The sequence below is a fragment of the Arthrobacter sp. fls2-241-R2A-200 genome (assembly GCF_030209745.1).
GTDB lineage: Bacteria > Actinomycetota > Actinomycetes > Actinomycetales > Micrococcaceae > Arthrobacter.
Genome location: NZ_JARVRJ010000003.1, coordinates 81,661 through 104,951, shown reverse-complemented (window position 1 = coordinate 104,951; position 23,291 = coordinate 81,661). Strand labels below are relative to the sequence as shown.

The window sequence follows — 23,291 nt, the reverse complement described above, 5'->3', positions numbered from 1 at the left end:
TCGATCTCGGTGCCTTAAGTCGGGAAGCCGGGCTAGATCCTGCGGTAGGTCAGGTCGAAAATCATGCGGCCAGCCTCGTGCGCTTTGTTCTCAAAGCTGGTCCGGACGCGGCCCTCGAAGCGCGGAGCCCAGCCGCCTTCCTCGTCCACGCCTTCGTTCGGCCCGGTGTGCTCGGTGCTGACAGGAGCCCGGCCCTCGCGGACGGGCGCCCCACCCACCACGGATTCGACGCCGGACTGCCACACTTGGGTCAGCGGGCTGTCCTCGCCGCTGCGCTCGCCGTCGTGCATGTTTTCGAAGTCCGGCGACCCGGCGAGGACCTCGCGAACGTGGACCGCGTAGTTGGACCAGTCGGTGGCGATACGCCAATACCCGCCCTTTTCGAGGGCCTTGGCAGCAACGGCTGCGAAGGCAGGCTGGATGAGACGACGCTTGTGGTGGCGGGCCTTGTGCCACGGATCCGGGAAGAACACCCACAGTTCACTGACTGAGCCTGCCGGGAGCATGGACTCAAGGACCTCGGGCGCATTTGCTTCCACCACGCGCACATTGGTCAGCCCGCGGCTGTTGATCTTGATGATGGTGTTGGCCAGCCCTGGGGTGTAGACCTCCACGGCGAGGAAGTCCTTATCCGGGTTCTGTTCGGCGGCGTGGACAACGGCGTCACCCAGTCCTGATCCGATCTCCACGATCAGGGGAGCCTTCCGCCCAAACACTGCCTCGGCGTCGAACGTGTAATCCGGGTGCACCGAGGTGTTGGCCACGTGCCGGGGGACCTGGATGGCCCAGCGCTCAGCGTGCTCCTCCCACGCAGCTTGCCTGCGACCCTGCAAACGGGTGCCTCGACGCACAAAGCTGACAGGCCGGCCACCGTACGTACCGAAGGAAGCTTGGCTGCCGGGCGTGATGGGGCGCGGGGAATCTGGGGTTTCACTCATCCATTCCAGAATACTTGGCTTCGGGTGCCCGACGTGGAACGGGGTGGAAGGGGGCACGCTGACACAATGGGAGGCGTGACTTCCTCGAAGAACCCTGCGCACCCCGGGAAATCCATCCGGCCCGAGATCGCCGTGGATGCCGAGATCGATGAAGAACCAGCGGCGGACCCTACCCGGCTCAACGGTAAACGGGGCTTGGTATACCTCGGTATTTGCCTTGTCCTGATCGGGTTAAACCTCCGGACGGTCTTCTCGAGTTTCTCGGCCGTGCTTCCGGAGATAATGTCCGACGCCGGCCTGCCGGGCTGGTCGCTGGTGGTGCTCACCACGGTGCCGGTCACGTTGCTCGGGGTCTTCGCGCCTCTTGCGCCCGTCCTTGCCCGCAGGTTCGGTGCGGAACGTGTGCTTTTGGGAGCCATGGCGGTGCTCACAGTCGGGTTGCTCGTTAGGCCCCTGGACCTCCCCGGGGTGGGTCACTTGCCGGCCCTCCTCCTTGGGACCGCCGCGTGCGGGGCGGCCATCGCGTTGTGCAACGTGTTGCTTCCGGGCGTGGTCAAGCGGGACTTCCCGCAGCGGCTCGGCTTGATGGGCGGGCTGTACACCACCGCGATTTGTGCCTCGGCTGCCCTCGGTGCGGGCTTCACGTACCCGATCTTCACGGTAACCGGCCACTGGACCTCGGCGCTGTGGTTCTGGGCGCTGCCTGCCGGCGTCGTGCTTTTGCTGTTCCTGCCCCTGGCGGTCCGCCAGCATCCCGTCCGGCATCAGGCTGTAGGCGGTGGCGTTAACGTGTGGCGTTCGGCCGTGGCGTGGCAGGTGACCATCTTCATGGTCCTCCAGGCGATGATGTCTTTCAGCGTTTTCGCTTGGCTCGCACCGATTCTCCGGGACCGTGGGGTGGATGGCGGAACGGCCGGGTTGATGGTCTCAGTGTCCATCGTGCTGCAGATGCTGGGCTCGTTGTTCGCCCCGGCCCTGGCTGCCAGGCTCAAGGACCAGCGGGTGATCAATGCCGTGGTGGCGTTGATGACCGGTGGCGGTTTTGCCCTCAGTATCTTTGGCCCCCCGGAGTTCATCTGGGTCTGGACGGGGCTCAATGGGTTGGGGCAGGGGTCGCTGACCGCCGTCGCCCTCACCATGATCATGGTCCGTACCCGCGACGCCCACACAGCCGCGCACTTGTCCGGGATGATGCAGGGGGTCGGGTACGGAGTGGGCTCGGTGGGGACCTTGATGGTGGGGCAGTTGCACCAAGCAACGGGCGGGTTTGCGGCTGCCGGGATCCTGTTCCTGGTGGTCGGATCACTCGGTGCGGTCTTCGGCTACCGCGCAGGCCGGGATCGCTTCGTTTAACGTTGTGAGGCCCACTCTGCACCCTAAAACTCCAAAATAGGGTGCAGAGCGGGCCTGGCAACGAGGAAGAACTTACAGAGTGAGGTCCTTGCCCTTGGTTTCGGCAATGGAGAAGGCAAACCCGATACCCACCAGCAGCAGGATCACGGCGTAGACGTTGAACAGGTAGCCCTGCCCGACGCTGCCCAGCCAGGTCTGCAAGTACGGTGCCGTACCGCCGAACACGGCGACACAGATGGAATACGGGACACCGACGCCGATGGTGCGGATGTGGGTGGGGAACAGCTCGGCGTAGACGGCCGGAACGATCGCGGCGCTGCCTGCGATGAAGAACAGCATCACGGACATGGACACGGCCAACTGCCACGGCGAATCCTTCAACAGCCAGGTCATGGGGAAGTGCAGCAATGCCGCACCTGCAGAGGAAGCAATGATCACGGGCTTGCGGCCGATGCGGTCGGACAGCTTCCCCCAGAACGGCAAGGCGGCAATGAACACCACGTTTCCGATGACGCCCGCCCAGAGCGCTGCACCGCGGTCCATCTTCAACGACGACGCCGCGTAGCTCGGTGCCACGACTCCCCAGATGTAGTAGACAACGGTGAGTCCCACAGTCAGACCGACCACTTGCAGCGCCTGCTTGCGGTACTTAACGATCTGCGGCCACATCGGCAGCCGCTTCTCCTTGGGAGCCTCAGCTTCGAATGCGTGGGTTTCCCTCATCTTGGCCCGCATGAATAACGCGTAAACGCCCAGCGCCCCGCCGATCAGGAACGGCACACGCCAACCCCAGGCGTTCATGTCGCTCTTGCTGAGCACACCGGTGAGTATGGCACCGAGCAGAGTACCCGCGAGGATGCCCGCAGTGCCGGACGTGTAGATCAGCGTGGCCCAAAAACCGCGGCGCTCCTTGGGTGCCATCTCCGAAAGGTACGTTTGCGACGACGGCAACTCACCACCGTGAGCCAGGCCCTGGATGAGCCGTGCGATCAGCAGCATCACCGAGGCGAACGCACCCACCGTTTGGAATGTCGGCGCTATGCCGATCAGCAGGCTGCCCACGGCGCCGATGGCGACGGCGATGGTCATCGACGTCTTGCGGCCAACCCGGTCTCCGATCCACCCGAAGACGAACCCGCCGAAGGGCCTGGCTACGAATCCGACGGCGAAAATCGCCAAGGTGGACAGCACGGCGGACGTGGGGTCGGTCTGGCTGAACAGGGCGCTGGCGATGAACGGCGAGAACGTGGCGTAGATCGCCCAGTCGTACCATTCCACGGCATTGCCGATCCCTGTTCCGACGAGCGTGCGCAGATGCGACTTGTGGACCTTGACGTCGGGGGACGTTCCTACGGTGGCGGTCATGTGCTTCTCCAAAGTAAGCGGGGGCTGGGGATGTTAGTTGCCGGCGAGGGCGGCGATGCGGGACACGGCGAGTTCGGCATAGAGCGCCGCACCGTCGGTGAGGACGCCGTCGTCGAACGTTGCGTACGGCGAGTGGTTGAAGGGCGACGTCGCGTGGTCGGCGCCCGGGGGGACGGCGCTCAGGCCCACGAATGTTCCGGGAACTTCTGCCAGGACGCGGGAGAAGTCCTCGGAGCCGCTAAGTGGCGTGGCCATCCGGGTGTGCCGGGATTCCCCGAACAGCCCCTCGATCACTTTCGCTGCCGTGGCGGTCTCATCTTCGCTGTTGATGGTGAGCGGATACTCTTCCTGGTAATCCACATCCACCTCCAAGCCGTGGGCTGCGGCGATCCCTTCGAGCAGCCGTGGTACTACGTCCATCATCTTCTGCCGGGACGCCTCTGAGAAGGTGCGGATGGTGGCTTCGATCCGGGCGGTTTCGGGGATGACGTTCCGCTTGGTGCCCGCGTGCAGCACGCCAACGGTGAGGACGACCGGATCGAACATGTTGAACTGACGGGTCACCATGACTTGCAAGGCGGTCACCATCTCCGCCGCGGCTGTCACCGGGTCTTTGGCTGAATGGGGAGCCGAGCCGTGGCCGCCGGCGCCCAGCACCGTGACTACCAGTCCGTCGGAGGAGCTGAGCATGACGCCCGGCTTGGTCACGAACTGCCCATGCCGTTCCATGGAGGAGAAGACATGCATTCCATAGGCTGTGTCCGCCCGTTTGCCTGCTGCGTCCAGGACGCCTTCCTTGATCATGTAGCTGGCGCCGTCGTAACCCTCTTCCCCGGGCTGGAACATGAGAACGACGTCGCCGGCCAGCTGATCACGACGTTCGGCGAGTAGCGTTGCAGCCCCGGCGAGCATGGAGGTGTGGAGGTCGTGGCCACAGGCGTGCATGGCACCGTCCACGCGGGACGTGTAGTCCACGCCGGTGCTTTCCTGCACGGGGAGCCCGTCCATGTCCGCCCGCAGCAACACCACCGGCTTCTCGGCTGAGGAATGCGCCGCGCCACCGCGCAGCACTGCTGTTACCGACGTCGTCTCCTGGCCCAAGGTGATCTCGAACGGGAGTCCGTCCAGTGCCTTGAGGACCTTCTCTTGCGTGCGGGGCAGTTGCAGGCCGATCTCGGGTTCGCGGTGGAGTTCGTGGCGGAAACGGACGATGTCGTCCGTGAGTTCCTTGGCATCGGTGGCGATGGACATGCAGTGCTCCTGGTCTCTGGCTATTTGGTTCCTCATGCCATTCTGTGGTGACCTGCTTCACAATTCCTGAAACATCTGGAAATACGCACTTTTGCTCTTGAGTGGCCCGATTCGTGCACCGCCCTGCGAGAATGGAGGGATGGAGCTCAGCGAAGAAGATTTGCGTTTGGTCAACGCCTTACAAATTTCGCCCCGCATCAGTTGGTCCGACGCCGGCGAAGTCCTGGGTGTCCACGCCACCACGCTGGCCTCGCGATGGGACCGATTGCGCTCCTCTGGTGCCGCCTGGACCACGGCCCACCTCATGGGAGATCCCAAGGACATGTGTCTGGCCATGGTGGACATCGATTGCGAAATGCACCTCAGGCCGGAGGTCACCGCAGCGGTGGCCCAACTGCCCGAAGTCATTACGGTGGAAGAGGCGGCCAGCAACAGGGACCTCACCCTGACGGTCATCACCCAGGACCTGGACCAGCTCAGCACAAGCTTGTTGCCACGGCTCAAAGCGATCAAGGGACTCACCAAATATCACACGGCCCTCTGCACCCGAATCCACACCAGCGGCTACGCTTGGCGTCTCAACGTCCTCACCCGCGCCGAGCAGCAGGCGCTCCGAGCACTCGCCGGTCCCGAGTCGGCCAACCCCTCCGCCCCCGACGCCACCGTGGTCCCGCTGCCCGAGAGCCACCTCGCGCTCATTCCCTTCCTGGCCCGGGACGGCCGCGTCACCGCTGCAGAGATAGCGCGTGCCCTCGGCAGGAATCCGGCCACGGTTCAACGCCAACTTGGGAGGGTGCTGGCCAGCCGAATGCTGTCCTTCCGTTGCGAAATCGCCCAGCAATTCTCCGGTTTCCCCGTCACGGTGCAGTGGTTCGCCAACGTTCCTGCAGGCCAGCACGAGGCAGCAGCCACCGAGCTGCGTGCCGTTCGCAACGTGCGGTTCTCAGCGTCCACCACCGGCCGCACCAACTTCACCATGATCATGTGGCTGCGTTCATTGGCCGAAGTCATGGATATGGAGCTGGCCGTTCAGCAGCGTATCCCCGGCATCCAACTCGTGGAGAGCGTGGTCATGCTGAACACCGCCAAACGCGTCGGCTGGATGCTGAATCCCGACTCGACCGCAACGGGAAAGGTTGTCCCTCCCTACGGAGAGTTGCTGCCCGCCGGCGTCTAGCAGCGTTTGGTGGCCTTCAGGACCGTGTCCAGGATGGTGGCCGGTTCGCCTCCGGGACCGATCATTGTGCGCTCCCGACTGGTCAGGACGTCCACGCGCCACGGCCCTTCGTGCAGCCGCAGCCCGCCCTCCGGCCGCAGTTCTTCCGCCAGCTGCTCCGGCGTAAAGAATGCCGCGGTGTCATGATGGTGGCTGCTCCACGGCGGCAACCCGTGCGGGTGGTGCCCCACCACCAGCAGCGTCCCGCCCGGAGCCACGGCTGCTGCGGCCGAGGCCAGAGAATCGCGCCAAGACAACAAGGGCGAGTGCAGGAACTGTGCCGAGACCAAATCAAAGACAGGCTCGGGCACCCACTCGGTTAGATCCTGTTGCTGCCAGGTGATCCGTTCAGCATGGCCCGCTTCCGCTGCATGCGCGGCCCCCCGTTCAAGCGCGACGGCGGACACGTCCAGCGCGGTCACGGTCCAACCTTGCTCGGCGAGCCAGAGGGCGTCCGCACCTTCGCCGCAGCCCAGATCGAGTGCCCTGCCCGGCTTCAGGTCACGCGCCTCGGCCACCAGTTGCGGGTTCGGGTTTCCGCTCCATACTTTCGGGCGTTCCCGGTACATCCCATCCCACATGTCCACGGCGTTCTCTGCGTCCTCGTGGAGATTGAGTCCTCCCGGACGGAGACCGCCGACGTAAGTATCGCCGTCGTCGTGCGTGTGTTCAGTCATGAACCAAGACTGCCGTGAGTCCCGGATGAAGGGCAACGCCTATAGCCATATTTGGCAGGTTCCTCCACCCCCGACTCGTTGTGGGGCCTACTCTGCACGCTTGGTGCGCCCGGAACCCTGTAGAGCGGGCCCCGCAACGGGGGTGGGTCTGTTGTGGGGCCTACTCTGCACGCTTGGTGCGCCCGGAACCCTGTAGAGCGGGCCCCGCAACGGGAGGGCAGCGACGGCGATGCGGGGTCAGGCACCCGGTACTGCTAGACTGGACTTACTTGATGTGCGGTGACGCCCTGAAGCAGGTGGCCTAATAGGCTGCGCGGCGGGGCATTTTTCATGTGAGAGGCACATCCTGCGTCGATGAACGCGTTCCATTTGGTCCCGGCCCCCGCTGCTGAAGCGAACCGGTAGACCACCTGAATTTTCCTCGGCGAACCCCTGGCCCAACCGGCGTCGGGGGCCGATGTCCGCATGTGGACACCGCCCGAAAGACATTAGTACATGACTACTTTTGCTGCCCTTGGCACACCCAAGCCCATTGCTGAATCCCTCGCTGCAGACGGCATCGAAGAGGCATTCCCCATCCAGGTGAAGACCCTTCCGGATACGCTCGCAGGCCGCGACGTCCTGGGCCGAGGCCGCACCGGCTCCGGCAAGACCATTGCTTTCGCTATCCCGCTCGTGGCCCGCTTGGCCGAGCGCGAAGCAAAGCACTTCCGCAAGCCGGGACGCCCCATGGGCCTTGTCCTTGCACCGACGCGTGAACTGGCAACCCAGATCAACGCCACCATCGAGCCGTTGGCCAAGGCCATGGGCCTGAACACCACGGTCATCTATGGCGGCATCTCCCAGGCCCGCCAGGAAAAGGCGCTTCGCGCCGGCGTCGACATCGTCATCGCCTGCCCGGGTCGCCTCGAAGACCTGATCCGCCAGCGCATCCTGACCCTCGAGGCTGTTGAGATCACCGTGCTGGACGAGGCCGACCACATGGCAGACCTCGGCTTCCTCCCGGTAGTCAAGAAGCTCATGGACATGACCCCCACCCAGGGTCAGCGCATGCTCTTCTCCGCGACGTTGGATAACGGTGTTGACAAGCTGGTCAACCGTTACCTGTCCAACCCGCTGACGCACTCGGTGGACGATCCCCAAGCCGCCGTGACCACCATGGAACACCACGTCCTGGTGATCAACGACCAGACCGTGAAGAAGCAGGTCATCGTCGAACTCGCGTCCGGCGCCGGCCGCCGTGTTCTCTTCATGCGGACCAAGCACCACGCCCGCAAGCTTGCCAAGACCCTCACGGACGCCGGCATCCCCGCCGTCGACCTTCACGGCAACCTGTCGCAGAACGCCCGCGACCGCAACCTTGCCGAGTTCTCCAACGGCGACGTCCGCGTCCTGGTGGCTACCGACGTCGCAGCCCGCGGCGTGCACGTTGACGACGTCGAACTCGTCATCCACGTTGACCCGCCCACAGAGCACAAGGCATACCTGCACCGCTCCGGCCGCACGGCCCGCGCAGGTTCCGACGGCACCGTGGTCACGTTGACTCTTCCGGAGCAGCAGAGCGACGTCAAGAAGCTCATGAAGGCTGCCGGCGTTGACGTTTCCTTTGAGCGCGTGACCGCCAACTCCCCGTTGATCGCCGAGCTCGTTGGTGACATCGCGGACAAGGTTGATCCCCGCACCCGTGCAGCACTCCTTGCAGCGAAAGCCCCGCAAGGTGGCGGCACATCCACTGGCGCCAACGCCCAGCGCAAGCGCACCCGCCGCACCGGTGGCCAGGCTGCACCCACTGCCGGTGGCCGTGGTGGCCGCGGCGGACGTGGCAAGGTCGCTGCTGAGCCGGTTCGCACTGACGTCAACCGCGCCGAGCGTCGCGCAGCAATGAACGACGACGTCGCCCGCAGTCCGCGTGGCCGCGGCAAGTCGGCTGCAACCCACCGCAATGACGTTCCCGGCGCGCAGGGTCAGGGTGCCCGCAGTGGTCGTCCGGCTACGGGCCAGCGTTCAGCTTCGGCTCCGCGCACGGCATCGACCACGAGCACGCGAACTGGCGGAAACAAGGCCGTATGGTCTTCCGCTACGGGTGCCACGTCCGGCGGATCCTTTGGTTCGGGTTCGGGCAACTCGAGTCGCGGTGGCTCGGGCGCAGGTCGTCCGGCACGTAGCGGCCCGCGTCGTGCATCGGCTCCCGCCTCGAACGAGCGTCGCAGCCGCTAAGTACTAGCGTTGTGAGGCCTGCTCTGCAGGGTTTTCCTGAGGATTACCCTGCAGAACGGGCCCCACAACGGGTTACCAGCCTCGGGCGCGCCACTCTTCCAAGTGCGGCCGCTCGTCTCCGAGGGTCGTGGGCAATCCATGGCCCGGGTGCACCAAGGTTTCGTCCGGGTAAGCGTCGAACAGCCGCTCCGACACGTCGTTCAACAGAGAAGTGAAGCGTGCAGGATCGTTCTGTGTGTTGCCGACGCCGCCCGGAAACAACGAGTCGCCACTGAAAATGTGGGCCGGCCCGTCCGGGTCTTGGTACACGAAAGCGATCGAGCCCGGGGTGTGTCCACCCAGGTGGACCGCCAAGAGCTCGAACCCGTCGAACCGCTCAACGTCGCCGTGGCCAAGCCGGACATCCACCGGAACCGGCAACGCATCGGCGTCGTCCGCTCCCGCTGAAGTGGTGGCACCCGTTGCCGCAACCAGCTCGCCAAGGGCTCGGACGTGGTCCCAGTGCTGGTGGGTGGTGGCGATCCTGGCCAGCTTCGGCGTCGCGGGCGTATCGGCAGCGGCATCATTGAGCAGTTGCTGAATGGCTGGAAGGTCATCGGCGGCGTCGATCAACACCTGCGTACCGGTGGACTTCGAGGTCACCACATACACGTTGTTGTTCATCTCGCTGACAGAGATGCTGCGGATGGTGACGTCACGGAGTGAGTGAATGAGCGAGTCCATTCGTTCAGCCTACGTTGCCCGTTTCCCGGCCTTCCGACACCCAGGTGGGGTCAGCGGACCGTGAACCCACGACGGCGGCCGCGGCTTTGTCGAGTACCTCAAGGTGCGCTGCCCCCAGTTGCAGGGACAGTGCCCCCAAGTTCTCGTCGATGCGGTCCGTTTTGCGCGTGCCGGGGATCGGAACCACAGGAATCCCGAGGCGCTGACCTTGGGTAAACAGCCAAGCCAGGGCTACCTGGGCAGGAGTTGCATCCAGCCCGCTGGCTACCTCGCGAACCGCGGCCACCACGGCCTGGTTCGCATCAAGTGCCTCATCGCCAAAGCGGGGGACCCTATGGCGGAAGTCATTCTCGCCGAGGTCGCTCGCGCTGATGGTTCCCGTGAGGAACCCGCGGCCAAGCGGCGAGTACGGCACGAACCCGACGCCAAGTTCCTTGGCTGCAGGCACAACGTTGCGCTCCACATCCCTGCTCCAGATGGACCATTCGCTCTGGACTGCGGCAATGGGATGGACGGCGTTGGCCTGCCTGAGCTCCTCGGCTGTCACTTCAGACAGCCCGAGGTGCCGGACCTTGCCCTCACGGACCAGCTCCGCCATGGCCTCCACGGTTTCCACTATCGGAACGCGGAGGTCGCGGCGGTGCATGTAGTAGAGGTCAATAACGTCAGTGTCCAGACGGCGGAGGCTCGCTTCCGCTGCCTGCCTGACATAGGGTGCATCCCCGCGGACTCCCGTGTATCCGTCCGCGGGGTTGCCCTCAATTCCGAATTTCGTGGCCACTTGGATCTCGTCGCGGCGCCCTTTGAGGAGCCTGCCCACGAGTTCCTCGTTGCTGCCCGCCCCATAGATATCTGCGGTGTCGATGAACGTGATTCCGGCGTCCACTGCGTGCCTCAATGTGGTGAGGCCGCCTTCGGGGTCGATTCCGCCATACACCGGGGTCAGGGCCATTCCGCCGAAACCGAGGGGGCTGACTGTGAGGCCGTCGCCGAGTTGAACTGCAGTCATGAACTTCTCCAATGCGCGTTTGGGTGCTCTTGAGGGGTGAACTCCACGGACGCGGCGGGTATTCCGGCGAGGGCCAGGACTAGGGAGTTGCGACCGATTCGGGGCTTTGCTGCGAGATGTGCCGCGCGAACGGCCTGGTGCGCAGCGAGCCATCGAAACGGGGTGCTACGAAATGGTGGCTACTCGCTGTCCGGGGCAGGCTTCCCGGTGGGCAGGGCCTTCAAACCGGCAGCACAGCCTACGATGCCCGCGATGAACAGCAGTTTCAGAGGGCTAGCGGCCTCGACGCCTGTGATCATTGCCCAGCCAACGGTGAGAGCCGCACCGATGCCCACCCATACGGCGTAGGCCGTGCCGAGGGGAATGCGCTTCACGGCGATGCCCAGTCCGAGCATGCTCAAGCTGGCGGCGGCGGCGAACACGAGGGTGGGGATGAGTTGCGTGAAGCCGTTGGAGAGGCCCAAAGCTGTGGCCCATACGGCTTCGAGGATGGCCGATGCCAGGAGGATGATCCAAAAGGCGGTGCTCTTTGTCGTCTTGGTGGTCTTCGTCGCCATAACCATTGCTACGCCACCACCTTCAGGCCCACCACACACGCGCCAATGCCGGCGAGCAGCAGCAGCCGGGCCGTCGTCGCCCGTTCAACCTTGGTGACCATCGCGTACGTTGCCGTCAGCACAACGCCAACGCCAACCCACACTGCGTAGGCCGTGCCGGTGGGGATGCTCTGCATGGCGATGGCGAGTCCGCCCGTGCTGGCAACGACGGCTACCAGGAAAACGGCTGAAGGCAGAGGGCGGCGGAAGCCTTTGGAGCGATGCAGGGCTGCGGCCCAGACGGCCTCAAGCGCTCCGGAAAAAATGAGGATTAACCACGGCATGACAAGTCCTTTGGCCAGTCTTGTCGCGTGCCGGGTACTGAACCGTCGTCCGGAGGTCCCATGGCGGAACCTTGATTTCAGGCTAGCAACTCCTGCGAAGGGTGGCCAGTTCCGGTGGCGAAGGTCACCAGCTCACGCGTCAACGGGATCGATCGAGATCACCGCAATGAATCCCCTGCCGGAGATCTCGGGGCTGCGCGTATCGGAACCCACCACGGTGTCGTAACGGGACAGTTCCAGAGGTTCGCCTGCGCTGGTTGGCGCTGGGCCGCCGTCGGGCGTGTTTTCGCCGAGAGTGCCCGGCGCGACCGTAGCTTTTCCCTCGAGCAGGACTGCCAGCTGGCCCTCGAAAACGGGGTGGGCGCGCTTCTTGGAAATCTCCACAATGGACGTGTAGCCCTTGAAGGCGCCGGTCCGGGCGATGACGTTCAAGTCGCGGACGTCGCCCGTGGGAAGGCTGGAAGCAGAAGCCGCTTCGCCGGAGAAGCGGAATGGCCGGTACTTCTCCAGTGGATGTTCAGAGCCGTCTACCGTGAGCAGCAGCAACTCGCCGTCGATGATGGTGATGACGCGTTCCATGCCCGGAAACGTGGAGAATTCGCCCGCTGTGGAGACCTCGGCGATGCTGACGCGCCAATCCCACGAACCGTCCTGTGTCGAACCGCCCTGTGCCGATGCTGCTGCAGGGTGGCGGGCGAGTTCGCGAGTCACCCCGCCCCCGTTGCGCCAGGGTTCGGGGCGGATGTCGGCAAAGCGGATGATCTCCATCCGACCAGCCTAGTGCTGGACAACGGTTCTAAGTTGCCGGTTTGGCTTGCTAACGTCGTAGGTGGAAGTCGTATGTGGAAAAAAGTTGCAGAAACCTGGAGGCGCGGATGTTCGTCAAAGTGTGCGGCTTGAGCACGCCCGAATCCGTGCGCGAAGCCGTCGACGCCGGTGCGGACGCCGTGGGTTTCGTCCTCACCACGAGTGCTCGCCGAGTGAGTCCGGAGCAGGTCCGCGCCTTGCTTCCCTTAGTTCCTTCCTCCGTCCGGGCCGTGGGAGTGTTCCGCCATGAGTCGGCGGCGGATGCTGTTTCCGTTGCCCAGGCAGCGGGTCTCCACTGGATTCAACTGCACGGTCACCGCACCTCCGACGACGTCGCAACGGTGCACGACGCCGGCATGCGGCTCATCAGGGCCGTCACCATGGGTGCCTCCCAGGACGAGTTCGCGGATCTGGGCGAAGAAGTGTTCCTGATCGACGCTGCAGTGCCCGGGTCCGGCGAGTCGTGGGACTACGGGTCCGTGCAGGCCAAGGGTCTCGGTGGGCGTGAGTGGTTGCTGGCCGGCGGGCTCGAACCGGGTAACGTCTCCGGCGCGGCAGCGAGCGCGGGTGCGTGGGGCGTGGATGTTTCCTCTGGCGTTGAGTCCTCCCGTGGGGTCAAAGACCTGGCCAAGATCCGGGCATTCGTTGTTGCCGCGAAGGCCTGACGCGCTCTCAGGGGAGGCCCGGGGCTTTTTGTCATACTTGCGGGGGAGAATGAAGAGATGAAAACGCTCCTTAACATCATCTGGCTGGTCTTTGGTGGCTTCTGGTTGGCTTTGGGCTACTTCGCAGCGGGGATCATCTGCTGCGCGCTCATCGTGACCATCCCTTGGGGCATAGCTTCGTTCCGGATCGGTGCCTACTGCCTCTGGCCTTTCGGGCAAATGGTGGTTGAGAAGCCTGGGGGAACAGGGGTTTTCACGCTCCTCGGCAACGTCATTTGGCTACTGGTGGCTGGCATCTGGATCGCCGTCGGCCACGTGGTCACCGCGTTTGCCATGGCCATCACCATCGTCGGAATCCCCTTGGCCATCGCCAACCTGAAGCTGATCCCGGTTTCGCTGATGCCACTTGGCAAGCAGATCGTGCCCACCAATCAGCCGTTCGTTAGCAGCTACCGCTAGGACGCGGCTTCACTGTTCAGGCGAGCTCGGCTGCCAGGTTCCGTGCCGCTGCCTTATGCCACAGCGCGTGCGCGCGTTGACCGTGAAACAAGGGGTCCAAGGCCAGCAAATGGCGTACGACGGCGGCACGCCCGTTGGCGAAGTCGTCGTCGCTGACGTGCGCATAGTCTTCGCGAACGGCGGCAAGGTACCGCGCGTACGAGTCCTCGTCGCCACCGAGGACCGAGAGGTCGGCGTCGCACAGGAGTGCCCCGGCGTCGTCTCCGGGCTTAGGTGCGTGCGTGGCGGTGAGCCGGACGAGCCTGGCCACCTCCGCAACATCCGCCGAGGGCAAGCCCGCAAGCGCGAGTCGGTCCTCGGCGAGCCGGGCTGATTCCTCCTCGTCCTGGCCTGCAACCCCTTCGTAAACGGCGTCGTGGAACCATGCGGCCAGGACAACAGTCGCGGGTGGTGTGGACGGCTCGGTCAGGGTGTCCAGAGCCTCCAGGACCGCCAGGAGATGGGTGCGGCTGTGGTATTTCCGGTGCTGCTCACCCCACCGCTCCAACAGCTCAAGGCCTAATTCCTCGTGATCCGGGAAGAGGCTGTTCCAACGTTCCATCAGGGGGACGGTCAGGGCTTTGCTGCGTTCGCGCGCCGGAATCCGCAGACCACTGGCGATGAGTTTGCGGACCAGGATCCTCGCTTCCACCGGAATGGCGCCGGCAAGGACCAGGTCGTCGTAACGGCGTTGCGGCACGTCGTAGTGATCGCCGTCGAAGGCCCTTTCGGGGACCCCGGCAGCGGCGGCGAAAGCGTGCAGCTCAGCCAGCGATCTGTCTGAAACGAGGTGTGAGAACACCGTTCCGTGCGCTGGCCACAACGGGGGATCGATGTAGATGGCCATGGCGAAAGTGTACCCAAGCGATCCTTCCCAGTTGCTGGCCATCGGGACGTCTACCGCCTGCTTGCCGTCCCGGAAATCGGGCGTCAGTGCCCGTGACTCGCACCGCAACTGGGAAGGAGCGTCGAAACCCGGTAGTAGAACAGCGTACGTCCATGCCGCCCGGCGGGCCATGGGTAAAGATTACGAATTGCTTTCATTGCCACGTCAGCCGGCGAACTGCCCCCGGGTAGCAGTGAGTCACAATGCGTTTGCGGAACCCAAACTGCCCCATCACCGCATTTACGGAACTACACTCATTTCATGCCGCAAATACGAATTTCTGAGGCCGCCCGTTTCCTCGGCGTCAGTGACGACACCGTGAGGCGTTGGACGGAGAATGGGACGCTGACGGCGCGAAAGGACGCGGCGGGCCGCCTCGCGGTTGACGGGTTGGAACTTGCCACACTCGCCCGCGACCAGTCGCATCTGCCGGACGACCCCGCACGAACGGGCAGTTCGGCCCGCAACCGCTTCGTCGGGCTCGTTACAGGGATCACTGCTGACAAGGTCATGGCCCAGGTTGAACTCCAGTGCGGTCCGTTCCGTGTGGTGTCACTGATGAGTAGCGAAGCAGTCCGCGAGCTCGGCCTGGAACTCGGCTCCGTGGCTACCGCAGTGGTCAAGGCGACCACTGTCATCATCGAGACACCGCATGGAAAGAGCCTCATATGATCCCGCACCTGAAGAGGAACTTGGTGGCTCTGTTGGTTGCCGGCGGGTTGGCCAGCGCCCTCACGGGATGCGGGGCGCCCGCCGGCATCTCATCAAGCGCCGGCAGCTCATCAAGCACCGGCAGCTCATCAAGCACGGGCACCTCATCGAGCACCGGCAGCCAGCTGGACGGACCCATCACCGTGTTCGCCGCGGCCTCCCTCAAGGCACCGTTCACGCACTTGGCCCATGAGTTCGAAGCGAAAAACCCCGGCACCAAGGTCACTCTTAGCTTTGCCGGATCATCGGACTTGGCAACTCAGATCATCCAGGGCGCCCCGGCGGACGTGTTCGCCTCCGCGGACACCAAGAACATGTCCAAGCTAGTAGACGCGAAACTGCTCGACGGCGCCCCGCGCAACTTCGCCAGTAACGTCCTGGAGATCGCGGTCCCACCCGGCAATCCGGCGTCGATCTCTTCCTTTGCGGATCTGGCAAAGCCAGGGGTCAAAGTGGTCGTTTGTGCCCCGCAAGTTCCCTGTGGCTCGGCCGCCGCAGCTGTCGAGAAGTCAACGGGTACAACCCTGAAGCCCGTGAGCGAGGAATCGTCGGTCACCGATGTCTTGGGGAAGGTCATCTCCGGAGAAGCCGATGGCGGTCTGGTGTACGTCACGGACGTCGAGGCCAACGGGGGCAAGGTCCAGGGAATCCCGTTTCCCGAGGCATCGAAAGCAGTGAACACCTATCCCATCGCGGCAGTGGGCAACAGCAAGAACAAAGCGTTGGCGGCGGCGTTTATCGCCTTGGTAACCGGCGAAACCGGCCAAAAGGTCCTCAGCGACGCCGGTTTTGGGGCACCCTAGGAAGCCCATGAACAAACACAACAGCCACAGCTACCACGGGATACCGGGGTGGATTTACGCCGTCGCGTCCATCGGTGGTTTGTTGGTGATCCTGCCTTTGGCGGCCATGGTGGCCAAGGTCAATTGGGCGCAGTTCATCCCCCTGGTCACGTCCGAATCGGCGCGCACGGCCTTGGGCCTGAGCCTGCGGACGGCCACTGCCAGCACACTGTTGTGCATCGTGCTCGGGGTCCCGCTCGCGCTCGTGCTGGCCCGCGGCGCGTTCCGTGGACAACGCCTCCTCCGCGCCTTGGTCCTGCTGCCCCTGGTGCTGCCGCCCGTCGTCGGCGGTATCGCCCTGCTGTATACGTTTGGCAGGCAAGGCCTCTTGGGAAAGTCGCTGGAGTTGGCAGGTATCCAGATCGCGTTTTCGACGACGGCGGTGGTCCTCGCCCAGACGTTCGTTGCCCTGCCGTTCTTGGTGGTCAGCCTTGAGGGGGCCCTGCGCTCGGCCGGGCACAGGTATGAGGCGGTGGCTGCCACTCTGGGGGCCCGGCCCACCACGGTACTGCGCCGGGTCACGCTTCCGTTGGTTCTCCCGGGCTTGGCTTCGGGGGCGGTGCTGTCCTTCGCTCGGAGCCTGGGTGAGTTCGGGGCCACGCTTACCTTCGCAGGGAGCCTGGAAGGGGTCACCCGAACCCTCCCGCTGGAGATCTACTTGCAACGCGAGACCGATGCCGATGCCGCCGTCGCGCTTTCCTTGGTTCTGGTGGCGGTGGCGATGGCCGTGGTTGGGCTCAGTTATGGTCGCCGACGGAGCCGGCAAGGGGCAGCATTATGAGTTTCACTTTCAAAGCAGCCTTGTCCGCGCGGAAATTCGACATGTCCGTCAGCCTCGCCGATGCTGAAACCGTGGCAGTCCTTGGTCCCAACGGCGCGGGCAAGTCCACGCTGCTGGGGATGATCGCTGGACTGCTGCGACCCGATTCCGGCACCGCGGTTTTGGGGGAGCGGAGGTTGTTCGACCTCGACGGCGGCACCCACCCCTGGCGCCCACCGCACCTTCGCGGTACCGCGTTGCTGGCCCAGGATTCGCTGCTCTTTCCGCATCTGGATGCCTTGGACAATGTGGCCTTCGGGCCGCGGAGCACGGGAGCGTCGAGAAAGGCTGCGCGCGAGGCTGCCCGCCACTGGTTGGCCGAGGTTGACGCTTCGGCTTTCGCTGACCGCAAGCCTTCGCAGCTATCGGGCGGGCAGGCGCAACGCGTTGCGGTGGCGAGGGCCCTTGCCGCCGAGCCCGAACTGCTGCTCCTTGATGAGCCGATGGCCGCCCTCGATATCCACGCAGCGCCCATGCTTCGCCGCGTGCTCAAGAGGGTTTTGCGGGGGCGGAAAGCCATTATCGTCACCCACGACGTCTTGGACGCGTACATGCTTGCCGACCGTGTGATCGTTGTGGAGAACGGCCGCATCGTGGAGGAAGGCCCCACCCGCCGGATCCTCGAAAGGCCAAGGAGCCCGTTCGCGGCCGGACTGGCCGGGCTCAACCTGGTATCCGGGACCATCACCGGGGAAGGAATTACGACGCCGGACGGGCAGGTTTTCGCCGGGCAGCACGATCCCGCGTGGTTGCCCCAGCCGGGCCAGGCAGGTGTGGCAGCCTTCCCGCCGTCGAGCATTTCGGTGTTCCTGGGCGACGTCCACGGAAGCCCGCGCAATTCCTTCGCGGTCACCATCACCGAACTCGAACCGCACGGCGACCAGATCCGGGTACGGGCGGACACAGGGCAGCACACCCTCTCCGCTGACATCACGCCCGCCGCGTCCGCCGATCTGGGCTTGGTGCCGGGAATGGAAGTGCGGTTCGTGGTCAAAGCCGCGTTGGTGTCTGTATATCCGGCGTAGGAGCGCGTCCGGATTCAGCGTTATTCACATAGCCACCCCTTTTTCTGGACAGGCCTTTCGCCGTGGGCAAACATGGAGACCAGAGCGGGTAAATCAAACTTGAGCGTAGTAGACTCAACTTTGAAAGTATTGGTCACACCCAGAAAGGGAGCACTCTTTGGACGTCAAATTCACCACCAAAAGCCAGGAGGCCCTTTCTGCGGCCGCCATGAATGCCTCCACCGCAGGCAACCCCCAAGTGGAGCCCGCGCACCTGCTGAAAGCCCTCATGGATCAGCGCGAGGGTGTGGCGGTGGCCCTTCTCCGGGCCACGGGCTCCGATCCGGACGCCGTCAGCGTGCAGGCCAGCTCGGCCATCAAGGCGCTGCCGTCGTCGTCCGGCACCTCCGTCCAGCAGGCCCAACTGTCCCGCCAGACCGTGCAGGCCATCCAAGCAGCCCAAAACGAGGCCGATAAACTGGGCGATTCCTTCGTCTCCACCGAGCACCTCCTGCTGGGACTCTCGGCCGGAAGTGACGCGGTAGGGAAGTTAATGCGCGACGCCGGGGCCTCCCACGAGGCGCTGCTCGCCGCGCTGCCTGGTGTGCGGGGCGACCGGAACGTGAACTCGCCGGACCCTGAAAACACCTTCCAGGCGTTGGAGAAGTTCGGCACCGACCTCACCGCAGTGGCCCGTTCCGGCAAGCTGGACCCCGTGATCGGCCGCGATAGCGAGATCCGCCGTGTCATCCAGGTCCTGAGCCGCAGAACCAAGAACAACCCTGTGCTGATCGGCGAACCCGGCGTGGGCAAGACTGCCGTCGTCGAAGGCCTGGCACAGCGGATGGTGGCCGGTGACGTCCCAGAAAGCCTCCGCGGCAAGACCCTCATCGCTTTGGACCTTGCTTCGATGGTGGCCGGTGCCAAGTACCGCGGCGAGTTCGAGGAACGGCTCAAGGCTGTGCTGGAAGAGATCAAGAACTCCAACGGCCAGATCGTCACCTTTATCGACGAAATCCACACGGTGGTGGGTGCCGGTGCCACCGGCGAGAGTGCCATGGATGCAGGCAACATGCTCAAGCCGATGCTGGCCCGCGGTGAGCTGCGCCTGATCGGTGCCACCACCTTGGATGAGTACCGGGAGAACATCGAGAAAGACCCTGCGTTGGAGCGCCGTTTCCAGCAGGTCTACGTGGGCGAGCCGAGCGTCGAGGACACCATCGGCATTCTTCGCGGCCTGAAGGAACGCTACGAGGCGCACCACAAGGTGGCCATTGCCGATTCCGCGCTGGTAGCTGCGGCAACCCTGTCCAACCGCTACATCTCCGGCCGCCAACTTCCGGATAAAGCCATCGACCTCGTGGACGAGGCAGCGTCCCGGCTGCGCATGGAGATCGATTCCGCGCCCGAAGAGATTGACCAGCTCCGCCGCGCTGTCGACCGTTTGACCATGGAAGAACTGGCGCTGCAGAACGAGACCGACCCGGCCTCGGTGGAGCGGCTGGCGGCCCTCCGCGCGGACATGGCGGACAAGAAGGAAGAGCTCAACGCCCTCAATGCGCGGTGGGAAGCGGAGAAGGCCGGCCTCAACCGCGTGGGTGACCTCAAGGCAAAGATCGACGAGTTGCGCTCGGCGCAGAAGAAGTACGAGCAAGAGGGCGACCTGGAATCGGCGTCGCGCATTCTCTACGGTGAGCTGCCCGCGCTGGAGCGTGAGCTAAGTGCCGCAGCCGAAGAGGAAGCCCGCACCAGTGGCGAGAACAAGCCTGAGCTCATGGTTGCCGAGGACGTCACAGCGGATGATATCGCCGAGGTCATTTCGGCCTGGACCGGCATCCCGGCCGGCCGCATGCTGCAAGGCGAATCGCAGAAGCTTCTCCACATGGAAGAGGAGCTGGGCAAGCGCCTGATTGGCCAGGGCAAAGCCGTCCAGGCTGTGTCCGACGCCGTGCGCCGTGCCCGTGCCGGTATCAGCGATCCCAACCGTCCCACGGGTTCGTTCCTCTTCCTGGGACCGACGGGCGTCGGTAAGACTGAGCTGGCGAAGGCCTTGGCGGACTTCCTCTTCGATGACGAGCGCGCCATGATCCGGATCGACATGTCCGAGTACAGCGAGAAGCACGCTGTGGCCCGCCTCGTGGGTGCACCTCCGGGATATGTGGGCTACGAGGAAGGCGGGCAGCTGACCGAAGCCGTACGCCGTCGTCCGTACTCTGTGGTGCTGCTCGATGAAGTGGAAAAGGCCCACCCGGAGGTCTTCGACATCCTCCTGCAGGTGCTCGACGACGGCCGGCTCACCGACGGGCAGGGCCGCACCGTGGATTTCCGGAACACGATCCTGGTATTGACCTCCAACTCGGGAAGCCAGTTCCTGGTGGACCCGAACTTGGACGCCACCTCAAAGCGTGAGGCTGTCATGGCCGTGGTCCGGGGGTCGTTCAAACCTGAGTTCCTGAACCGCTTGGATGAGATTGTGCTGTTTGATCCGCTGTCCGTGGATGAGCTTGCAAGGATCGTCGAGCTGCACGTGGCCGAACTGACCAAGCGGCTGCGCGATCGCCGCCTGAGCCTGGAGGTAACTGACGGGGCGCGCGCCTGGTTGGCGATGTCCGGTTACGACCCTGCCTACGGCGCCCGGCCGTTGCGCCGGCTGGTGCAGCGTGAAATCGGCGACCGCTTGGCAAAGGAGATCCTCGCCGGGGAGATCGCTGACGGTGACACCGTCTTGGTGGACACAGCCGCCGATCTGGACGAACTCACCATGGAAGGCCTCGAGGCGTTGGTAAGTCCCGACGGCAGCCCCACGGCAGGGGCGGGTCTCACCGTCCGCCGGAAGCAGGGGTCCCAGGCTACTTCTTGAGGACGTCGTCCTTGATGGTGTTGCCTGAGTCCACCACGATGAAGCAATCAACGCGGCGGTCGCCACGGTCCCAGCTACTGGAGCTGGGGTAGACGTTCTGCTGGAGCAACTGGTAGTTCGCGGCCGCCGCGTTGAGTGTCGCCCCGTGGCAGACCTCGCGGCCCTTCTCGCCGAGGGCCTTTGTTCCCGGGAAGGAATCGTCCGCGCCATAATTGAACACCGCGACAAGTTGCGCTGAGTGTGGGGTATTGCACGCCACCGCCTTGGCGGTCGCGTTGTTCGGGTTGAAGTCAGCAAAACACTCGCCGGCTTGGAAGTTCTTTGCGGCCTCGTCGCGCGGCAGCGGCCCTTGGCTTGCCGAGGTCGTGGGGGAGGGGCTGCCGCCCGCCGCGGGGTGGCTGCCAAGCACGTTCAGGAGGGTCCAGATAACCACGCCGATCAGCACGAGCACGCCCACAACGATTGCGGCGATGATGAGCCTTTGCCGCATGATGGGGTTCCTTGAGGATTTAGATCTAACTGGCGAATCCTCTGGCGCGTCCCGTGATGGATCCTGCCTTTGATCCTCGGGAAATGAAGGCGCCCACGCGGACGTGTCCGACGGTGAGCTTTCCGACGGCGGAATGTTGTCTTGGGTCATGTCCCGGTGTGTGCCTTCCTGCTCTGGAGCCGCATTGAAGCAGACTCTACCCAATTTTGGGGTCCTTTGGAGGTGCTGAACCCGGGTTTAACCAGGGGCGGGCCCCTCGGGCGACGCCGATGGCACACGGGCGCCCCTGAAAGCATGTAATCTAGACATACGACAAATTGACCAAACATTCCGGGGCCTCACCGATAGCCAAGGTGACCACCTCCGGTCCAAGTACAAAAGGGGGTCACGCCATGGGGCGCGGCCGTCAAAAGGCAAAAGCTACCAAGCAGGCTCGGGACATCAAGTATTACTCCCCGAACACTGACTATTCGGCACTTGAGCGGGAGCTCACGGGTCCGTCCAGTCGTGTAAAGAGCCACTTCCCGGACGATCCTCCGGAGCCCGACTACTCGGCCTACGAGGATAAGTACGCGGATGATGATGACGACGAGGTAGACACCCGCCGTATCGGATAGCTGTCGTAAACACCAAGTGCCTTTGGCGCTGTGTTGCGAACCGCCGTCGTACATCAGGTCGTCGCGCATCTCCGGATGCCGTATATCTCTTGAGAAGGGCCCTCGGGGCACGCTGAAGTTTGGCGTACCCGGGGGTCTTTTTTGCGTAGTCTGGACATTGAACCTCGGGAAGGGAGTTTCGTGTGACCACGCGCAAACATTACGCCAACGGTGAGCCGTGCTGGGCCGACCTTCAAACGCGGGACGTCCCTGCAGCTAAAGACTTCTACCGGGCTCTGTTCGGTTGGAGATATGAGGACCTTCCCACACCTGATGGGCGCAGCTACGCCCAGGCCTTTGTCGCAGATGATTTGGTGGCCGTTATTGCGCCCCAAAATCCGATGCAACAAGCCGCCGGGACGCACGGGCAGTGGAACATCTACATCGCTGCGACGGATGCGGAGGAACTGGCCGAGGACAGTGTGCACGCCGGGGGAAAGCTGGAGTTCGGGCCCGAGGCAGTCGCGGACACGGGTACGCTGGCGTTCATTGAGCCCCCTGGGGGCGGCACCACCGGCATCTGGCAGGCCGGCACGCATCGGGGCAGCCACCTTTTCAACGAGCCCGGCGCGTTGGCCTGGGCCGAACTCCTGACGCCTGAGCCGCAGGCCGCCGTCGGCTTCTTCCAGCAGCTGTTCGGTTATCAGGTCACCGAATATCCACAGGACGACGGCGCGAATTACAGTACGCTGCTGGTCAACGGTGACGAGGTCGCCGGGATAGTTCCTGCCGATGCGGGCGAGGACGCCAGCTGGCAGGTGTACTTTGCCGTGGCTGACGTACGGAAAGCCGTGGAGGCCGCGGTTGCCGCTGGGGGAGGGGTCATCGTGGAGCCTGAGGAGAAGCCGGAAAGCGGATCCCTCGCCACCATCCAGGACCCGCAGGGTGGAGTGCTGAGCCTGATCCAGGTCTAGCTAGAGGTCCTTTTGGTGACAAAGGTCCAGCAACTGCACCACGGCCTCCACGTCGCTCAGCCGGGCTGCGGCCACGATTCTTCGATGGGCATCCGCCACGCGATCCAGTTTCTCCTGGTCCAAAGGGTAGGAGCGGCTGATAAGGCGTTGAACAGGGTTGTCCCAGACGGACTGCAGGGTTTTCAGCAGGAATCCGTTGGGGGACGGAGCGGCCAAGCCCAGGTGGAAAGCCCGGGTTGCTACGAACAGCTCTTCGGCGTTGGTACTTGCCGCGCCCTCGGCGATCAGGAGCTCTAACCGCGCAAGTTCAAGCTCCGAGTACTTTGCGCCATTCTGCCTGATGGCCATCACTTCAAGGGCTTTGCGGACTTCGTAGACTTCCTCGACCTCGGAGCGTGTCAGGGTGGTGGCGAAGTAACCGGACCCGGGCTCGAGTGTTGCCAAGCCGTCGTGAACCAGCCGCGTGCGGCCGGTCAGTTGGGATCAACTGGCCGGCCGCTCTTTCAGAA

The 23,291-nt window shown here is 64.1% G+C and carries 24 protein-coding genes and 1 riboswitch; of the genes, 12 read left to right on the top strand and 12 right to left on the bottom strand.

Features of this window, described 5'->3' with window-relative positions; all coding sequences use genetic code 11:
• Positions 1–32: 32 nt before the first annotated feature.
• Entirely contained in the window at positions 33–938 is a 906-nt protein-coding gene (trmB, locus tag QRN42_RS03665) for a tRNA (guanosine(46)-N7)-methyltransferase TrmB (protein ID WP_284978134.1), read from the bottom strand.
• 66 nt (positions 939–1,004) lie between these two features.
• Here trmB and QRN42_RS03660 point away from each other — a divergent pair, with 66 nt between their 5' ends.
• Positions 1,005–2,291 carry a CynX/NimT family MFS transporter gene (locus tag QRN42_RS03660; RefSeq protein ID WP_284978133.1) on the top strand — a complete coding sequence of 429 codons (1,287 nt, stop codon included), beginning with the start codon at positions 1,005–1,007 and terminating at the stop codon, positions 2,289–2,291.
• A gap of 72 nt (positions 2,292–2,363) precedes the next feature.
• Here the strand turns inward: QRN42_RS03660 and QRN42_RS03655 are convergent, their stop codons facing one another.
• The gene (locus tag QRN42_RS03655) at positions 2,364–3,656 is read right to left on the bottom strand and encodes an MFS transporter (protein ID WP_284978132.1); all 1,293 of its coding nucleotides are present in this window, start codon (positions 3,654–3,656) and stop codon (positions 2,364–2,366) included.
• 33 nt (positions 3,657–3,689) lie between these two features.
• A complete protein-coding gene (locus QRN42_RS03650) occupies positions 3,690–4,907 on the bottom strand; it encodes a M20 metallopeptidase family protein (RefSeq protein WP_284978131.1) in 1,218 nt (405 codons plus the stop codon).
• A 139-nt stretch (positions 4,908–5,046) separates the two neighbouring features.
• Between QRN42_RS03650 and QRN42_RS03645 the strand changes: the two genes are divergently transcribed.
• Complete coding sequence (locus QRN42_RS03645; protein ID WP_284978130.1) at positions 5,047–6,084, top strand: Lrp/AsnC family transcriptional regulator; 1,038 nt, start codon at positions 5,047–5,049, stop codon at positions 6,082–6,084.
• On the opposite strand, the gene QRN42_RS03640 is transcribed toward QRN42_RS03645, so the two are convergent.
• The gene (locus QRN42_RS03640; RefSeq protein WP_410550728.1) at positions 6,081–6,800 is read right to left on the bottom strand and encodes an SAM-dependent methyltransferase; all 720 of its coding nucleotides are present in this window, start codon (positions 6,798–6,800) and stop codon (positions 6,081–6,083) included. The genes QRN42_RS03645 and QRN42_RS03640 overlap by 4 nt on opposite strands.
• 495 nt (positions 6,801–7,295) lie before the next feature.
• On the opposite strand from QRN42_RS03640, the gene QRN42_RS03635 reads away from it, so the two are divergent.
• Positions 7,296–9,017, top strand: coding sequence for a DEAD/DEAH box helicase (locus QRN42_RS03635; protein WP_284978128.1), 1,722 nt, complete (start codon positions 7,296–7,298; stop codon positions 9,015–9,017).
• A 72-nt stretch (positions 9,018–9,089) separates the two neighbouring features.
• Here QRN42_RS03635 and QRN42_RS03630 read toward each other — a convergent pair whose 3' ends face one another.
• The 5 genes from QRN42_RS03630 to QRN42_RS03610 all read right to left on the bottom strand — a co-directional run bounded on the left by QRN42_RS03630 (position 9,090) and on the right by QRN42_RS03610 (position 12,397).
• Positions 9,090–9,740: an MBL fold metallo-hydrolase gene (locus QRN42_RS03630; protein ID WP_284978127.1), complete on the bottom strand. Its 651-nt coding sequence runs from the start codon at positions 9,738–9,740 to the stop codon at positions 9,090–9,092.
• Positions 9,741–9,744: 4 nt separating this feature from the next.
• Complete coding sequence (locus tag QRN42_RS03625) at positions 9,745–10,749, bottom strand: aldo/keto reductase (protein ID WP_284978126.1); 1,005 nt, start codon at positions 10,747–10,749, stop codon at positions 9,745–9,747.
• Positions 10,750–10,928: 179 nt separating this feature from the next.
• The gene (locus QRN42_RS03620; RefSeq protein WP_284978125.1) at positions 10,929–11,306 is read right to left on the bottom strand and encodes a DMT family transporter; all 378 of its coding nucleotides are present in this window, start codon (positions 11,304–11,306) and stop codon (positions 10,929–10,931) included.
• Between the two features lie 8 nt (positions 11,307–11,314).
• Entirely contained in the window at positions 11,315–11,629 is a 315-nt protein-coding gene (locus QRN42_RS03615) for a DMT family transporter (RefSeq protein WP_284978124.1), read from the bottom strand.
• A gap of 9 nt (positions 11,630–11,638) precedes the next feature.
• Positions 11,639–11,704: riboswitch (guanidine-III (ykkC-III) riboswitch) on the bottom strand.
• A gap of 57 nt (positions 11,705–11,761) precedes the next feature.
• Positions 11,762–12,397 carry a HutD/Ves family protein gene (locus QRN42_RS03610; protein ID WP_284978123.1) on the bottom strand — a complete coding sequence of 212 codons (636 nt, stop codon included), beginning with the start codon at positions 12,395–12,397 and terminating at the stop codon, positions 11,762–11,764.
• A 107-nt stretch (positions 12,398–12,504) separates the two neighbouring features.
• On the opposite strand from QRN42_RS03610, the gene QRN42_RS03605 reads away from it, so the two are divergent.
• Both QRN42_RS03605 and QRN42_RS03600 read left to right on the top strand, forming a co-directional pair.
• Positions 12,505–13,101: a phosphoribosylanthranilate isomerase gene (locus QRN42_RS03605; RefSeq protein ID WP_284978122.1), complete on the top strand. Its 597-nt coding sequence runs from the start codon at positions 12,505–12,507 to the stop codon at positions 13,099–13,101.
• A 57-nt stretch (positions 13,102–13,158) separates the two neighbouring features.
• Positions 13,159–13,560, top strand: a complete 402-nt coding sequence (locus QRN42_RS03600) for a YccF domain-containing protein (RefSeq protein ID WP_284978121.1) — start codon at positions 13,159–13,161, stop codon at positions 13,558–13,560.
• A gap of 16 nt (positions 13,561–13,576) precedes the next feature.
• Here the strand turns inward: QRN42_RS03600 and QRN42_RS03595 are convergent, their stop codons facing one another.
• Complete coding sequence (locus tag QRN42_RS03595; RefSeq protein ID WP_284978238.1) at positions 13,577–14,446, bottom strand: DUF4031 domain-containing protein; 870 nt, start codon at positions 14,444–14,446, stop codon at positions 13,577–13,579.
• A gap of 300 nt (positions 14,447–14,746) precedes the next feature.
• Here QRN42_RS03595 and QRN42_RS03590 point away from each other — a divergent pair, with 300 nt between their 5' ends.
• From QRN42_RS03590 to clpB, 5 genes are all read left to right on the top strand, one after another.
• Positions 14,747–15,157 (top strand): TOBE domain-containing protein, encoded by a 411-nt coding sequence (locus QRN42_RS03590; RefSeq protein ID WP_284978120.1) that lies wholly within the window; start codon positions 14,747–14,749, stop codon positions 15,155–15,157.
• Positions 15,154–15,999: a molybdate ABC transporter substrate-binding protein gene (gene modA / locus QRN42_RS03585; protein ID WP_284978119.1), complete on the top strand. Its 846-nt coding sequence runs from the start codon at positions 15,154–15,156 to the stop codon at positions 15,997–15,999. The genes QRN42_RS03590 and modA overlap by 4 nt, the downstream gene beginning before the upstream one ends.
• A 7-nt stretch (positions 16,000–16,006) precedes the next feature.
• The gene (locus QRN42_RS03580; protein WP_284978118.1) at positions 16,007–16,819 is read left to right on the top strand and encodes an ABC transporter permease; all 813 of its coding nucleotides are present in this window, start codon (positions 16,007–16,009) and stop codon (positions 16,817–16,819) included.
• On the top strand, positions 16,816–17,883 hold the full coding sequence (locus tag QRN42_RS03575; RefSeq protein ID WP_284978117.1) for a sulfate/molybdate ABC transporter ATP-binding protein: 1,068 nt from the start codon (positions 16,816–16,818) through the stop codon (positions 17,881–17,883). The genes QRN42_RS03580 and QRN42_RS03575 overlap by 4 nt, the downstream gene beginning before the upstream one ends.
• A 157-nt stretch (positions 17,884–18,040) precedes the next feature.
• Positions 18,041–20,722 carry an ATP-dependent chaperone ClpB gene (gene clpB / locus QRN42_RS03570; RefSeq protein ID WP_284978116.1) on the top strand — a complete coding sequence of 894 codons (2,682 nt, stop codon included), beginning with the start codon at positions 18,041–18,043 and terminating at the stop codon, positions 20,720–20,722.
• Here the strand turns inward: clpB and QRN42_RS03565 are convergent.
• Positions 20,712–21,212, bottom strand: a complete 501-nt coding sequence (locus QRN42_RS03565; RefSeq protein ID WP_284978115.1) for a septum formation family protein — start codon at positions 21,210–21,212, stop codon at positions 20,712–20,714. The genes clpB and QRN42_RS03565 overlap by 11 nt on opposite strands.
• Before the next feature lie 392 nt (positions 21,213–21,604).
• Here QRN42_RS03565 and QRN42_RS03560 point away from each other — a divergent pair, with 392 nt between their 5' ends.
• Both QRN42_RS03560 and QRN42_RS03555 read left to right on the top strand, forming a co-directional pair.
• The gene (locus tag QRN42_RS03560; RefSeq protein WP_284975140.1) at positions 21,605–21,829 is read left to right on the top strand and encodes a DUF3073 domain-containing protein; all 225 of its coding nucleotides are present in this window, start codon (positions 21,605–21,607) and stop codon (positions 21,827–21,829) included.
• Positions 21,830–22,011: 182 nt separating this feature from the next.
• Positions 22,012–22,782: a VOC family protein gene (locus QRN42_RS03555; protein ID WP_284978114.1), complete on the top strand. Its 771-nt coding sequence runs from the start codon at positions 22,012–22,014 to the stop codon at positions 22,780–22,782.
• Here QRN42_RS03555 and QRN42_RS03550 read toward each other — a convergent pair whose 3' ends face one another.
• Positions 22,783–23,226, bottom strand: a complete 444-nt coding sequence (locus QRN42_RS03550; protein WP_284978113.1) for an FCD domain-containing protein — start codon at positions 23,224–23,226, stop codon at positions 22,783–22,785.
• Positions 23,227–23,291 lie beyond the last annotated feature (65 nt).

What these genes read in the sequence shown, in the direction of transcription:
- trmB (WP_284978134.1), bottom strand. Translation starts at nt 938, where the DNA reads ATGAGTGAAACCCCAGATTCCCCGCGCCCCATCACGCCCGGCAGCCAA.
- QRN42_RS03660 (WP_284978133.1), top strand. Translation starts at nt 1,005, where the DNA reads ATGGGAGGCGTGACTTCCTCGAAGAACCCTGCGCACCCCGGGAAATCC.
- QRN42_RS03655 (WP_284978132.1), bottom strand. Translation starts at nt 3,656, where the DNA reads ATGACCGCCACCGTAGGAACGTCCCCCGACGTCAAGGTCCACAAGTCG.
- QRN42_RS03650 (WP_284978131.1), bottom strand. Translation starts at nt 4,907, where the DNA reads ATGTCCATCGCCACCGATGCCAAGGAACTCACGGACGACATCGTCCGT.
- QRN42_RS03645 (WP_284978130.1), top strand. Translation starts at nt 5,047, where the DNA reads ATGGAGCTCAGCGAAGAAGATTTGCGTTTGGTCAACGCCTTACAAATT.
- QRN42_RS03640 (WP_410550728.1), bottom strand. Translation starts at nt 6,800, where the DNA reads ATGACTGAACACACGCACGACGACGGCGATACTTACGTCGGCGGTCTC.
- QRN42_RS03635 (WP_284978128.1), top strand. Translation starts at nt 7,296, where the DNA reads ATGACTACTTTTGCTGCCCTTGGCACACCCAAGCCCATTGCTGAATCC.
- QRN42_RS03630 (WP_284978127.1), bottom strand. Translation starts at nt 9,740, where the DNA reads ATGGACTCGCTCATTCACTCACTCCGTGACGTCACCATCCGCAGCATC.
- QRN42_RS03625 (WP_284978126.1), bottom strand. Translation starts at nt 10,749, where the DNA reads ATGACTGCAGTTCAACTCGGCGACGGCCTCACAGTCAGCCCCCTCGGT.
- QRN42_RS03620 (WP_284978125.1), bottom strand. Translation starts at nt 11,306, where the DNA reads ATGGCGACGAAGACCACCAAGACGACAAAGAGCACCGCCTTTTGGATC.
- QRN42_RS03615 (WP_284978124.1), bottom strand. Translation starts at nt 11,629, where the DNA reads ATGCCGTGGTTAATCCTCATTTTTTCCGGAGCGCTTGAGGCCGTCTGG.
- QRN42_RS03610 (WP_284978123.1), bottom strand. Translation starts at nt 12,397, where the DNA reads ATGGAGATCATCCGCTTTGCCGACATCCGCCCCGAACCCTGGCGCAAC.
- QRN42_RS03605 (WP_284978122.1), top strand. Translation starts at nt 12,505, where the DNA reads ATGTTCGTCAAAGTGTGCGGCTTGAGCACGCCCGAATCCGTGCGCGAA.
- QRN42_RS03600 (WP_284978121.1), top strand. Translation starts at nt 13,159, where the DNA reads ATGAAAACGCTCCTTAACATCATCTGGCTGGTCTTTGGTGGCTTCTGG.
- QRN42_RS03595 (WP_284978238.1), bottom strand. Translation starts at nt 14,446, where the DNA reads ATGGCCATCTACATCGATCCCCCGTTGTGGCCAGCGCACGGAACGGTG.
- QRN42_RS03590 (WP_284978120.1), top strand. Translation starts at nt 14,747, where the DNA reads ATGCCGCAAATACGAATTTCTGAGGCCGCCCGTTTCCTCGGCGTCAGT.
- modA (WP_284978119.1), top strand. Translation starts at nt 15,154, where the DNA reads ATGATCCCGCACCTGAAGAGGAACTTGGTGGCTCTGTTGGTTGCCGGC.
- QRN42_RS03580 (WP_284978118.1), top strand. Translation starts at nt 16,007, where the DNA reads ATGAACAAACACAACAGCCACAGCTACCACGGGATACCGGGGTGGATT.
- QRN42_RS03575 (WP_284978117.1), top strand. Translation starts at nt 16,816, where the DNA reads ATGAGTTTCACTTTCAAAGCAGCCTTGTCCGCGCGGAAATTCGACATG.
- QRN42_RS03565 (WP_284978115.1), bottom strand. Translation starts at nt 21,212, where the DNA reads ATGCGGCAAAGGCTCATCATCGCCGCAATCGTTGTGGGCGTGCTCGTG.
- QRN42_RS03560 (WP_284975140.1), top strand. Translation starts at nt 21,605, where the DNA reads ATGGGGCGCGGCCGTCAAAAGGCAAAAGCTACCAAGCAGGCTCGGGAC.